Source organism: Pseudomonas sp. CNPSo 3701 (assembly GCF_028674975.1).
Taxonomy (GTDB): Bacteria; Pseudomonadota; Gammaproteobacteria; order Pseudomonadales; family Pseudomonadaceae; genus Aquipseudomonas; species Aquipseudomonas straminea.
This window is the reverse complement of the sequence record NZ_JAQZSI010000001.1, coordinates 1,011,617-1,023,934: the sequence shown is the minus strand read 5'-3', so window position 1 is coordinate 1,023,934 and position 12,318 is coordinate 1,011,617. Positions and strand designations below refer to the sequence as shown.

At 64.7% G+C, this 12,318-nt stretch carries 9 protein-coding genes; 1 reads left to right on the top strand and 8 read right to left on the bottom strand.

Annotation, left to right across the window (positions count from 1 at the left end):
• Window positions 1-11: 11 nt before the first annotated feature.
• The 3 genes from fumC to pmbA all read right to left on the bottom strand — a co-directional run bounded on the left by fumC (window position 12) and on the right by pmbA (window position 3,350).
• Window positions 12-1,400 (bottom strand): class II fumarate hydratase FumC, encoded by a 1,389-nt coding sequence (fumC, locus tag PVA39_RS04575; protein ID WP_274123017.1) that lies wholly within the window; start codon window positions 1,398-1,400, stop codon window positions 12-14.
• The gene (locus tag PVA39_RS04570) at window positions 1,393-1,788 is read right to left on the bottom strand and encodes a FagA protein (RefSeq protein ID WP_274123016.1); all 396 of its coding nucleotides are present in this window, start codon (window positions 1,786-1,788) and stop codon (window positions 1,393-1,395) included. Before PVA39_RS04570 ends, fumC begins: the two co-directional genes overlap by 8 nt.
• A gap of 215 nt (window positions 1,789-2,003) precedes the next feature.
• On the bottom strand, window positions 2,004-3,350 hold the full coding sequence (gene pmbA / locus PVA39_RS04565; RefSeq protein WP_274123015.1) for a metalloprotease PmbA: 1,347 nt from the start codon (window positions 3,348-3,350) through the stop codon (window positions 2,004-2,006).
• Window positions 3,351-3,452: 102 nt separating this feature from the next.
• On the opposite strand from pmbA, the gene yjgA reads away from it, so the two are divergent.
• Window positions 3,453-3,971: a ribosome biogenesis factor YjgA gene (yjgA, locus tag PVA39_RS04560; RefSeq protein ID WP_075929222.1), complete on the top strand. Its 519-nt coding sequence runs from the start codon at window positions 3,453-3,455 to the stop codon at window positions 3,969-3,971.
• A gap of 35 nt (window positions 3,972-4,006) precedes the next feature.
• Here yjgA and tldD read toward each other — a convergent pair whose 3' ends face one another.
• The 5 genes from tldD to PVA39_RS04535 all read right to left on the bottom strand — a co-directional run bounded on the left by tldD (window position 4,007) and on the right by PVA39_RS04535 (window position 12,310).
• A complete protein-coding gene (gene tldD / locus PVA39_RS04555) occupies window positions 4,007-5,449 on the bottom strand; it encodes a metalloprotease TldD (RefSeq protein ID WP_274123014.1) in 1,443 nt (480 codons plus the stop codon).
• Complete coding sequence (locus PVA39_RS04550; RefSeq protein ID WP_274123013.1) at window positions 5,446-6,300, bottom strand: carbon-nitrogen hydrolase family protein; 855 nt, start codon at window positions 6,298-6,300, stop codon at window positions 5,446-5,448. Before PVA39_RS04550 ends, tldD begins: the two co-directional genes overlap by 4 nt.
• A 13-nt stretch (window positions 6,301-6,313) precedes the next feature.
• On the bottom strand, window positions 6,314-10,141 hold the full coding sequence (locus PVA39_RS04545) for a YhdP family protein (RefSeq protein WP_274123012.1): 3,828 nt from the start codon (window positions 10,139-10,141) through the stop codon (window positions 6,314-6,316).
• A 31-nt stretch (window positions 10,142-10,172) separates the two neighbouring features.
• Window positions 10,173-11,630 carry a ribonuclease G gene (gene rng / locus PVA39_RS04540; RefSeq protein WP_093504222.1) on the bottom strand — a complete coding sequence of 486 codons (1,458 nt, stop codon included), beginning with the start codon at window positions 11,628-11,630 and terminating at the stop codon, window positions 10,173-10,175.
• Window positions 11,631-11,713: 83 nt separating this feature from the next.
• Window positions 11,714-12,310, bottom strand: a complete 597-nt coding sequence (locus PVA39_RS04535) for a Maf family protein (protein ID WP_274123011.1) — start codon at window positions 12,308-12,310, stop codon at window positions 11,714-11,716.
• Between the last annotated feature and the right edge of the window lie 8 nt (window positions 12,311-12,318).

Sequence of the window (12,318 nt, the reverse complement as noted above, 5' to 3'; positions counted from 1 at the left end):
AAGCGCAGCGTTTAAAGACCGCCCTGGGTGAGCCGCTCGGGGTTGAGCAACTGCTCCAGCTCGGCGCGACCGAGTTCGGTCATTTCTTCGGCCACGTCGATGATCGGCCGACCTTCGCGGTAGGCCTTCTTGGCGATTTCCGCGGCTTTCTGATAACCGATCAACGGATTGAGCGCGGTGACCAGAATCGGATTGTGCCCTAGCGCTTCCTTGAGCTTGGGTTCGTTGACCTTGAAGCTGGCGATGGCGCGATCGGCCAGCAGACGGCTGACATTGGCCAGCAGCTCGATGCTGCCGAGCAGGTTGTGGGCGATGACCGGCAGCATGACATTCAACTCGAAGTTGCCGGACTGCCCGGCCACGGCGATGGCAGCGTCGTTGCCGATTACCTGCGCGGCGACCATGGCGGTGGCTTCGGGGATCACCGGATTGACCTTGCCGGGCATGATCGACGAGCCGGGCTGCAGGGCTTCCAGCTCGATCTCGCTGAGGCCGGCCAGGGGCCCCGAGTTCATCCAGCGCAGGTCGTTGGCGATCTTCATCAGCGAAACGGCAGTGGTCTTCAGCTGACCGGACAGCGCGACCGCGGTGTCCTGGGAGCCGATCAGGGCAAAGAAATTGGTGCCCTGCGTGAACTGCCGGCCAGTCAGGGCATTGAGCTCCTGACAGAACAGCTCGGCGAAACGCGGATGGGCGTTGATGCCGGTGCCCACCGCTGTGCCGCCCTGGGCCAGCGCCTGCAGCGCCGGCAGCAACCCGGTGAGTAACTGGATGTTGGCCTGGATCTGCTGAGCCCAGCCATCGAGCACCTGGCTCATGCGCACCGGCATGGCATCCATCAGGTGAGTACGGCCGGTCTTCACGTAGGGCTGCACCGCCAAAGACTTGTTGCACAGCACTTCGAGCAGATGCCCCAGGGCAGGCAGCAGCTTCTCGCTGACCTCGATGGCGGCACTGACATGGATGGTGGTGGGGATGATGTCGTTGCTGCTCTGGCCGCAGTTGACGTGATCGTTGGGGTTAATCGGCTCGCCCAGAATGCGCGTGGCCAGGGTGGCGATCACCTCGTTGGCGTTCATGTTGGAACTGGTGCCGGAACCGGTCTGAAACACATCCACCGGGAAATGCTGCATGAAGTCTTCAGCCAGTAATTGCTGACAGGCGGCGACGATGGCATCGCCCTGAGCCGGCAGGATCTGCTCCAGATCGACGTTGGCGCGAGCGGCGGCCGCTTTGGCCAGCACCAGGGCACGGATGAACGCCTCGGGCATGGCCTGCCCCGAAACGGGGAAGTTATTGACCGCACGCTGGGTCTGGGCGCCATACAGCGCTGCGGCGGGCACAGCCAGCTCACCCATGCTGTCGCGCTCGATACGGGTGTCGCTGTGGAAATTATTCATAGGGGTTTCCTTCTGCCAGTTCGGAGATCGAAAGCGAGGGCTGCATGCGCAAGGTGGCCAGGCGATTGCGCGCGCTAATCAGGCTGCGCTGCTGCTCGCGGTCGACCGCCAGATGCTGCAGGGCGTAGAGCGAGCGATAGGCGTGATCCAGACAGACACTGCGCCAGTGCCAGGGCAGTGCCGTGTCGCAGGCGGTGTCCATGAGCAGGGTCAGGGTGGTCAGCGACATCCGCCAGGGGCACAGGCGGCCGTGCTCGACCAGTTGCCGGCCTTGCGCCCAATGCAGTTCCAGCAGCCTTGGCTCGTCGGGAAGCAACGCGCAGCGGATCCTGAATCCCAGCCAGTGCCAGCAGTCCAGGCAAGGCGTATTGCTCGTGCGAAATCTCATGGCAATCCCTCAAAAGATAATGATATTAATTCCTATATAGGAAAAATAATCAATCCTTTATGGCAAATGCAAACGCAGGTGCCGATTCGCAGAGGTGGGATGTCGTAAGCGGACTTGCCCGGTAAAAAGCACAGAGAAAGAAACGGTAGGAAGAAAAGCCGTCGCCTTGCACGACGGCTTGAAATAAGGAAGGGCGCCGAGATCGCCCTTCTGGTTCAGCTGCCGGCGACGGTCATCTTCTCGATCAGCACCGAGCCCGTGCGGATATTGCTGCGCAGCTCCAAGTCGCTGCCAACGGCGACGATCTGCCGGAACATGTCGCGCATGTTGCCGGCGATGGTCACCTCCTGCACGGCGAACTGGATCTCGCCATTCTCGACCCAGTAACCGCCTGCGCCGCGGGAATAGTCACCGGTCACCATGTTCAGGCCATGGCCCATCAGCTCAGTAACCAGCAGGCCGCGGCCCATGCGCTTGATCAGCGCCTGCTGATCTTCCTCGCCATGGCTGACGAACAGGTTGTGCACACCACCGGCGTTGGCGGTACTCGGCATGCCCAGCTTGCGCCCGGAATAGGTGCTCAGAATGTAGGACACCAACCGGCCGCCCTCTACGAACGGCTTGGCGTAGGTAGCCAGGCCGTCGCCATCGAAAGAGGCGCTGCCCATGGCGCGCGGAATCTGCGGGCGCTCATCGAGGCTCAGCCAGGACGGGAACAGTTGCTCGCCCAGGGTACCTTCCAGGAACGACGATTTGCGGTACAGGGCGCCGCCTGAAATGGCGCCCAGAAAGCTGCCGAAAAGGCCGGTGGCCAGCTCTGCCGAGAACAGCACCGGCACCTCGCAGGTCGGCACCGGGCGCGCGCCCAGGCGGCTGACCGCACGCTGGGCGGCACGCCGGCCGATGCTGGCGGCGTCGGCGAGCAGGTTGCCCTGGCGGTTCACGTCATACCAGTAATCGCGCTGCATCTGCCCTTCGCTCTCGGCGATCATCACGCAACTAAGACTGTGGCGGGTGCTGGCGTAACCGCCGATAAAACCGTGGCTGTTGCCATACACGCGGCAGCCCTGGTGAGTGCCCAGGCTGGTGCCATCGGCATTGCGAATGCGAGCATCGGTATCGAAGGCCGCCGCTTCACAGGTCAGCGCACGCTCGACGGCCTGCTCGGGGGTGATGTCCCAGGCGTGATAGAGGTCCAGATCCGGCAGATCGCGAGCCATCAGCGCCGCGTCGGCGAGGCCGGCACTCTCATCTTCGGAGGCGTGCTTGGCAATCGCCAGAGCAGCCGCCACGGTTTCGCGAATGGCCGCTTCGCCGGTGGCCGACGTACTGGCCGAGCCCTTGCGCTGGCCCACGTACAGGGTGATACCGAAACCCTGGTCGCGATTGAACTCGACGGTTTCCACCTCGCGCTGCCGCACCGTGGTGGACAGCCCCTGCTCTACCGATACGGCGACCTCGCAGGCGGTGGCGCCCTGCTTCTTGGCCTCGGCGATGATCTGTTCGACCTGCGCCTGCAAACCAGGCAACGCGGCAGGTCCGACTACTTCCACTTCACTCATAACGACTCCTGAACGATAGCCACAGCGGCAACGACGCGGGTCGCGCATGCGGCAAGAAACTTGCTGCTATCATGGCGGCGTTTCCCATTGGATCACCGCCCCATGTCTGATTACTCCGATGACTTCTCCGGCGAGAAGAGCAAATCCCAGGTCAAGCGCGAGCTGCATGCGCTCCAGGAACTAGGCCAGCGCCTGGCCGGCCTCAAGCCCGACCTGCAGCGCAAGCTGCCGCTGACCGACGCCCTGCGCCGCGCCCTGGAAGAAGCACCGAAGCACACCGCCAACTCGGCCAAGAAGCGCCATGTCCAGTTCATCGGCAAGCTGATGCGCGAACAGGACATCGACGCCATCGTCGCACTGCTCGACCAGGTCGACGCCTCCACGCGCCAGTACAACGAACGCTTCCACAACCTCGAGCGCTGGCGTGACCGGCTGATCGAGGGTAACGACGAGGTGCTGGAGAAATTCATCACCGAGTACCCCGACGCCGACCGCCAGCACCTGCGCGGGTTGATTCGCCACGCCCAGCACGAAGCGGCCCAGAACAAGGCTCCGGCCGCCTCACGCAAGATCTTCAAGTACATACGCGAACTCGACGACGCCCAACGCGGCCTGCGCTAAACACCCCGCGCGGATGACGCTGTCGCCCGCGCTCATCACGCGCCAGTACCGCCGACCGTGATCGCATCGATTTTCAGGGTCGGCTGGCCGACGCCGACAGGCACCGACTGGCCATCCTTGCCGCAGGTGCCGACGCCGCTGTCCAGCGCCAGGTCGTTGCCGACCATCGATACCCGGCTCATCGCCTCCGGACCGTTGCCGATCAGGGTCGCACCCTTGACCGGTGCGGTGATCTTGCCGTCCTCGATCAGGTAAGCCTCGCTGGTGGAGAACACGAACTTGCCGCTGGTGATGTCGACCTGACCGCCGCCGAGGTTGGCGCAATAGATGCCCTTCTTTACCGAGCGGATGATTTCCTCGGGGTCGCTCTCGCCGGCCAGCATGTAGGTGTTGGTCATGCGCGGCATCGGCAGGTGCGAGTAGGACTCGCGGCGGCCGTTGCCGGTGCGCGCCACGCCCATCAGGCGGGCGTTGAGCTTGTCCTGCATGTAGCCCTTGAGCACGCCGTTCTCGATCAGCGTGGTGCATTGGGTCGGCGTGCCCTCGTCGTCCATGCTCAACGAACCACGGCGCTCGGCCAGGGTGCCGTCATCGACGATGGTGCACAGTTTGGATGCCACCTGCTGGCCGATCTTGCCGCTGTAGTTGGAACTGCCCTTGCGGTTGAAATCACCTTCCAGGCCGTGGCCGACCGCCTCATGCAGCAGCACGCCGGACCAGCCAGCGCCCATCACCACCGGCAGGGTGCCGGCTGGTGCAGCGATCGCCTCGAGGTTGACCAGTGCCTGGCGCAGCGCCTCGCGGGCATAGCCCATGGCGCGATCTTCGTTGAGGAAATAGCGGTAGTCGGTACGCCCGCCGCCACCGTGGCCGCCGCGTTCGCGACGGCCGTTCTGCTCGACGATCACACTGACGTTGAAACGCACCAGAGGGCGGATATCGGCGCCCAGGCTGCCGTCGGTGGCCGCGACCAGCACGCGATCCCAGACGCCGGCCAGGCTCACCGTCACCTGTTTGATGCGCGGATCCAGAGCGCGAGTGGCGAGGTCGATGCGCTTGAGCAGCTCGACCTTCTGGGCGCGGTCGATCACGTCCAGCGGGTTGTCGGCGGCGTACAGCGGCATCACTTCGGTAGCCTTGAAGGCCTGCACGCGGCCCTGCTGACCGGCGCGGGCAATCGAGCGCGCGGCGCGAGCCGCCTGGCTCAGCGCTTCGAGGGTGATGGCATTGCTGTAGGCGAAACCGGTCTTCTCACCGGACTGGGCACGCACGCCCACGCCCTGGTCGAGGTTGAAACTGCCCTCCTTGACGATGCCGTCTTCCAGCACCCAGGTTTCCGAGACCTGGGTCTGGAAGTACAGGTCGGCGGCATCGATGCCAGGGCCGGCCAGCTCGCCGAGCACGCCCGGCAGGTGCTCCAGGGTCAGGCCGCCGGGGCTCAGCAGTTGCTCGCTGACGGTCGATAACAGGTCGTTCATAAGGTCTCCACATCAGGCTGCCGCGGCTCGGCCGCAGCGAAAAATCGTTTGTGTCGCAGCACCGGCATGCGCTCGCGAATCGCCACCTGCTCGCCGGCATCCCGCTCGGCCAGCAGCATCGCTTCACCCTCGGCGTACTCTGCCAGCTTACGCCCCCAGGGGTCGACGATCAGGCTGTGGCCGTGGGTTTCCCGGCCGCCAGGGTGAATACCACCCTGGGCCGCCGCCAGCAGGTAGCACTGGGTTTCGATGGCGCGGGCGCGGATCAGCACCTCCCAGTGCGCCGCCCCGGTAACCCGAGTGAAGGCCGAGGGCGCGGTGATCAATTCGGCGCCAGCCTCACGCAGGGCGCCATAGAGCTCAGCAAAGCGCAGGTCATAGCAGACGGTCAAACCCAGACGCCCGACGGGCGTGTCGGCCACCACTATCTGCCCGCCATGGGCATAGTCGTCCGACTCGCGATAACGGCCGCGGCTGTCGCTGACATCCACGTCGAACAGGTGCAGTTTGTCGTAACGGGCGACGAACTCGCCGTGCTCATCGACCAGTAGCGAGCAGGCCCGCGGCTTGCCGTCGGGCTCATCTCGCGGTGGCAGCGGCAGGGTCCCGGCGACTATCCACAAACCAAGCTCGCGGGCGGCGCTGCGCAGCCAGGGCAGCACCGGGCCTTCGCCGCTGGCCTCCTGGCGGCCAAGAGCTGCGGCGTCGCGGCGGCCCAGAGCGGAAAAATTTTCCGGCAGCACGGCTAGTCGCGCGCCACCCGCCGCGGCCTGCTCCAGCAGGCGCCGGGCCTGCAGGAGGTTGGCGGCGATATCGTCCTGGCTGACCATCTGGATCACGGCGAATGACATCACGACCTCCGGCTCAGTTGGGCTTCTCGAACGGCTTGTCGAACTTCAGTTCCGGGTCGTGCAGCGTGCCCTTGACGTCGTACTGCACGCTGGCGAAGCGCGCCACGCGATCACCCAACAACTTGTCGGCGATGAACAGCGCACCGCCAATGGCCGGTGCGCCGACGATCAAGGCGGCAATCGGCAGGTTGTTGGTCACCGGCAGGGTGACCAGCAGCTTGGCGTCGATGCCCTCGTTAACCATGTTAAGGGTGCCGTTGAGCTCCAGGTTGCTCGACGGGCCGGTCATGGTGATCGGCTCCTGGGTGACGAACACGCCGTCGGTAGCCAGCAGGTTGCCTTTCACCCGGTCGTAGCTCAGGCCCTTGTCGAGCAGGTCGGAAAAATCCAGGCGCAGACGCCGGCCGATGGAATTGAAGTTGAGGAGGCCGAATACCCGCAGCGCCGATGCTGAGCCCTGCACCTCGACGAACTGGCCCTTGCGCAGCGCTGCGTCGAGGCTGCCGGAGTAGCGTTTGAGGCTGAACCAGGCTGGCGAGCCCGGCCAGTGGCCGTCGGCGTCCAGGCGGAAGCTTTCGCTGGTCGCCGACGGCGCGTAGCCCCAGGCCTTGAGCACTTCGGAGAGCTTTTCGCCCTGCAGGCGGCCCTTGTACCAGCTGCGCGTCTGCCCCGGCACGCCCTGCCAGCCGATGGCGCCGCCCATATGCAGGCCCTTGAGGTTGATGTCCAGATCGCTGAACTGCACGCCCTGGCCGTCCGGCCGTGCCTTGAGCGACCAGGTGCCCATGTCGTCGTCGCCCTGGAACACATGGGCGACGCGCAGGTTCAGCGCCGGAATCTTGCGCGGGTCGAAATCGGCCAGCGGGTCAGGCGCCTCAGGCTCCGGTTCGTCCTCGGTTTTCGGCTTGGCGGCCGGCAGGCGCACATATTCCATATCGGCGACGATAGGCTTGTCGGCGGCCTCGAACAGGTCGATGCGGCCCTTGGCCAGGGTGCTGTCCAGGTTCAGCGACCAGCCGCCATTGAGCGGACGGAGGCCCACATCCAGATCATCGAGCTTCTGCCCAAGGCCTTCGAAGTGGCCGATACGCAGCTGCGCATCGCTGAACAACTGCTGCGTCTGCTGACGTGACGCCTGTTGATAAGGCTCGATCGCCTTCTGCCATTCGGCCAGGTTGACCCGCTCGACGCGCCCACGCACCCGCACGCCGCGACTGCTCGGCAGGATCGCCGGGCCATCGCCAATGCGCAGCTCACCGCGACTCTGATCAAACTTACCTGTAGGTGCAGCCAGGGTGAAGCTGGCCACATTGGCGTAGTCGAGCCCATAGCGCTGCTCGGCACCGCCGAAACTCATGCGCCACTGAGCCGCGCGCTGCTCGTTGGCAGCCTTGCCGAAGGGCGCCGGCAAGCCAATGCTCAGGCCCTTGAGGTCGGAGTCGACGCTCAGCTGGCTTTGCGCGCCCTCCAAGCTCAGGTTCAGGCGATATGGCAGGCTCCCTTCGGCCGGCAGCTTCTGCTTGACGCCCAACCACTGCGTCAGGCTCGCCAGAGTTACCACGCCATTGGCCTCGATCTGGCTACGTGGCTGACCGGGTTTGCCATCGGCCACCGCCTTGCCACGGATGGCATGTCCCAGCGCTCGGGCAGTGATCGTCGGCGCGCTCAGCCCCTTGCCCGTGTCGTAACGGAAATCTCCGGTCACGTCGCTCAATTGCAGATCGGGCTTGCTGATGGCGAGCGAGGCCTTGTTGGCGCTGAAGTCGACGATCACATTGGCCAGCTCGCCTTTCTGCAGTGGGATATCCAGATTCAGAGCGCCATTGAGGGCGCCCTCGCCCTTCCAGCCAGCGAAAGTGTCGGCGACGCCAAGCGGGGTTTCCTGAAGGATCTTCAGACCATCGCCGACGCTGCTCTGCAGCTTGCCCTTGAGCTTCAGGTGCGGAGTCTGGCCACTGTCGACATGGGGGATATCGGCAAATGCCTCGCGCACGCGGCTGTCGAGAATCTTGCCTTCGGAAACGCGCACGCGCACGCCGCTGTCTTCGATCAGCACCTGGCCGCGGGCATCACGCAGCGCCGGCCAGCCGGGCTGGAAGGCCAGCTCGGCGTCCTGCACGTCGAAGAACAGGCTGATACTACGCACTGCCGGATCCGGGTTACGGTTGATCGAACCCTGATACTGAAAGTAGCCCTCGTTGACCTTGCCACTGCGGATGGCGGTCTTCAGCCATTCGTCGAGGGCCGCGCTGAGCACCGGGGTCGGCAGATACTTTTCGGTGAAGCGCGCATCGCCGTCACGCATGCCGACGCGCAGGTCCATATAGTCCTCGCGCTCGGGGTCCTTGAGCATGCGGATCAGAAAATCGCCGGCCACCTTGCCCTCTTCACCCACCACTTGCAGATAGGGCGCACGCAGGGTGAAGCCTTCGTCGTCGAGGGTCCAGGTCAGCCGACCCTTGGCCTGCTGATAGACCCAGGCCTTCGGGAACAGGGTGGTCAGGTGCAGGGAGAAATCTTCGCTGTCGACCTTCAGTTCGCCGCCGCCGAGGTCGCCGGTGATGCTGCCGCTGCCGTTCTCCACGGCAGGCGAGGCATGCCAGGCGGAAAAGCCGACGCGCTCCAGGTTGGCGGAGAACTGCAAACGTTTCGGCCCCTCAGCATCCGGCTGGAAGCTGGCGTTGAGGTTACGCAGGCCGCCGTGGGGCTTGAGGGTCTGCAGCAGATCCAGCGCCGTTTCCGGCAGCGGCGCCAGGCTCTCGACCAACGGCAAAAGCGGGCCGACATCAAGGCGGTCGGCGCTCAGTCTCCAACGCTGCGACTGGTCGTCCTTGGCCGCCTGATGGCCCAGGGCGATTCGCGCTTCGCCCCAACGGTTGTCACCACGGCTGAAGGCGAAATCATCGAGCAACAGGTCGAAGTCATCACCCTGGCGCTCGAAGTAGGCATTCAGGGCCAGATCCTTGAGGGCGACGGACTTGCGCTCGCCATAATGCCCCTTGATGGCTGGCGCATGTAGGCGAGTAACGGCACGCTGCAACTGACGCTGGTCCCACACGCCCCACAGCTCACCGCCCAGTTGCAGATTGTCGAGGTGCCAATCGCGGGTCAGCCTCTGCGGCAGCCAAGCGGCCCAGTCGCTCTGTGGCGCACTCAGGTACAGCTCGGCACGGGCGTCCTGCCAGTGCTCGGGCTGGATGCGCGTGCGCAGTTGCAGGGCCAGGGGTTGGCCATCCGGCAGGTGCAGGCGCGCGTTCAGGCGCTGACGGCTGCTGCCGTTGTCGACGCTGAGGTTGATGTCGGTGAGTTGCAGCGGCGCCTGCCCGAGCGCCTGGACGCTAACCTGGCTGCCGAGCAGGGAAAGATGGCCGAGCACCTGGGACTGGCGCAGCGCCTTGGCGATATCCAGCGGCGGCTGATCCTGCCGTTGCGGCAGGCCGTCTACGTGCCAGGCGCCCTGCTCATCCTCGCGTAGGGTCAGACTGAGGCCATCGAGCTGTAGATCGGCGAGGCGCGGTTGCCAGGTCATGAGGCTGCCAAGCAAGTCGGGCACCACCTTAACCTGGTCGAGAGCCAGTGCCTGTTCGCCTTCGCCAATGCGCAGATCGCGCACGGTCAGCAGCGGCGCGAAACCGCTCCAGTGACCTTCCAGCGCGCCGATGCTGACGGGCATGCCCAAGGCCTCACTGGCGCGGGTTTGCGCCTCTTCGCGGTATTCGGCCACCAGGGGCACCAACTGGCGACCGAGGCTCACGTAAAAGGCGGCCAGCACCAGGCCCAGCGCACACAGCCCCAGACCCCAGCGCAGCAACGTGGCGAATGCCTGCCCCAGACGCGCCATTCAGTTCACTTCCCGGCCCGGCCGGGCAACGTTACAGCAGCACCACATCATATTGTTCCTGGGAGTACATGGTTTCGACCTGGAACTTGATGGTTCGTCCTATGAATGCTTCAAGGTCGGCGACGTTGCCCGATTCCTCGTCGAGCAGGCGGTCGACCACCTTCTGGTTGGCCAGCACGCGGTAGCCCTCGGGCTGGTAGGCACGGGCCTCGCGGAGGATCTCACGGAAGATTTCGTAGCAGGTGGTTTCCGCGGTTTTCAGCTTGCCGCGTCCCTGGCAGTGGCTGCACGGCTCGCACAACACCTGTTCGAGGCTTTCACGAGTGCGCTTGCGGGTCATCTGCACCAGGCCCAGCTCGGTGATGCCGATGATGTTGGTCTTGGCGTGATCGCGCTCCAGTTGCTTTTCCAGGGTGCGCAGCACCTGGCGCTGGTGCTCCTCGTCTTCCATGTCGATGAAGTCGATGATGATGATGCCGCCGAGGTTGCGCAGGCGCAGCTGGCGGGCGATCGCGGTGGCCGCCTCGAGGTTGGTCTTGAAGATGGTTTCTTCGAGCGTACGATGGCCGACGAAGGCGCCGGTATTCACGTCGATGGTGGTCATCGCCTCGGCGGGGTCGATGATCAGATAGCCGCCGGACTTGAGCGGCACCTTGCGCTCCAGGGCCTTCTGGATCTCATCCTCGATGCCGTGCAGGTCGAAGATCGGCCGCTCGCCCGGATAATGCTCCAGACGGTCGGCGATTTCCGGCATCAGTTCGGCGACGAAAGCGGTGGCCTTGCCAAAGGTTTCCCGGGAGTCGACGCGGATCTTCTCGGAACGCGGGCTGACCAGATCGCGCAGGGTGCGCAGGGCCAGGCTCAGGTCCTCATAGATCACCGAGGGCGTCGGCGCACTTTTCATCTGCTCGGCGATCTGCGTCCACAGGCGGCGCAGGTAGCGGATGTCGACGAGAATCTCCTCGGCCCGCGCGCCATCGGCCGCCGTACGCAGGATGAACCCGCCGGCTTCGGCGATGCCTTCAGCGGCCACGCAATCGGTGACCACCTGTTTGAGGCGCTCGCGCTCGGCCTCATCTTCGATCTTCAGGGATATGCCGACATGACTGGTACGCGGCATGTACACCAGGTAGCGCGAGGGAATCGACAGTTGGGTGGTCAGGCGCGCGCCCTTGCTGCCAATCGGGTCCTTGGTGACCTGTACGGTGAGGCTCTGGCCTTCGTGCACCAGGGCGCTGATGCTCTCCACGGCGCTGCCTTCACGGCTCGAGATTTCCGAGGCATGGATGAACGCCGCACGCTCCAGGCCGATGTCGACGAACGCCGCCTGCATACCGGGCAGCACACGAACCACCTTGCCCTTGTAGATGTTGCCGACGATGCCGCGGCGCTGGGTGCGCTCGACGTGCACCTCCTGCAGGACACCGTTTTCCACCACCGCCACGCGCGACTCCATCGGCGTGATGTTGATCAGAATCTCTTCACTCATGCGCCCATCTCTTGGCTGAGATGAAGCTGAAAGCAGCGGCGGGCTCATCGCACCCGAACCATCGCAGCCTGCAACCTCTTAGGTTATGCGCTGGCAGTCGTTTGCCAACACGGAATCGCGAATTGCGCGAGCAGTTCGGCAGTCTCGCACAACGGCAGGCCAACCACCGCTGAATAACTGCCCTGCATCTGGCTGACGAACACTGCAGCCAGCCCCTGAATACCATAACTGCCAGCCTTGTCGCGCGGCTCTCCAGTGGCCCAATAGGCTTCAATCTGTTTCCGGTCGAGAGGCTTGAAGCACACCGTGCTGGTTACCACGCGCGCTTCGGCGCGGCTATCACTGACCAGCGCGACGGCGGTCAGCACCTGGTGCTCACGGCCGGAAAGCGCCGCCAGGGTGGCTAGCGCATCCTCGCGGTCGACGGGTTTGCCGAGAATCCGGCCATCGAGCACCACGGCGGTGTCGGAGCCGAGCACCACGGCGTCGCGGCGATCAGCCAGAGTCGCGAGAGCAGCCTGAGCCTTGGCCTGGGCCAGGCGCTCGACGTAGGCCGCAGGCGCCTCGCCGGGCTGCGCGGTTTCATCGATAGGCACCACGTGGGTGGTGAAGGGGACGCCGATCTGCGCGAGTAGCTCGCGACGGCGCGGCGAAGCGGAGGCCAGGTAGAGCGTGGTCATGCACAGGT

Bases quoted from the DNA above. Each gene is read 5' to 3' on its own strand.
- PVA39_RS04570 (WP_274123016.1), bottom strand. From the start codon at position 1,788: ATGAGATTTCGCACGAGCAATACGCCTTGCCTGGACTGCTGGCACTGG.
- yjgA (WP_075929222.1), top strand. From the start codon at position 3,453: ATGTCTGATTACTCCGATGACTTCTCCGGCGAGAAGAGCAAATCCCAG.
- PVA39_RS04550 (WP_274123013.1), bottom strand. From the start codon at position 6,300: ATGTCATTCGCCGTGATCCAGATGGTCAGCCAGGACGATATCGCCGCC.
- fumC (WP_274123017.1), bottom strand. From the start codon at position 1,400: ATGAATAATTTCCACAGCGACACCCGTATCGAGCGCGACAGCATGGGT.
- rng (WP_093504222.1), bottom strand. From the start codon at position 11,630: ATGAGTGAAGAGATTCTGATCAACATCACGCCGATGGAGTCGCGCGTG.
- tldD (WP_274123014.1), bottom strand. From the start codon at position 5,449: ATGAACGACCTGTTATCGACCGTCAGCGAGCAACTGCTGAGCCCCGGC.
- PVA39_RS04535 (WP_274123011.1), bottom strand. From the start codon at position 12,310: ATGACCACGCTCTACCTGGCCTCCGCTTCGCCGCGCCGTCGCGAGCTA.
- PVA39_RS04545 (WP_274123012.1), bottom strand. From the start codon at position 10,141: ATGGCGCGTCTGGGGCAGGCATTCGCCACGTTGCTGCGCTGGGGTCTG.
- pmbA (WP_274123015.1), bottom strand. From the start codon at position 3,350: ATGAGTGAAGTGGAAGTAGTCGGACCTGCCGCGTTGCCTGGTTTGCAG.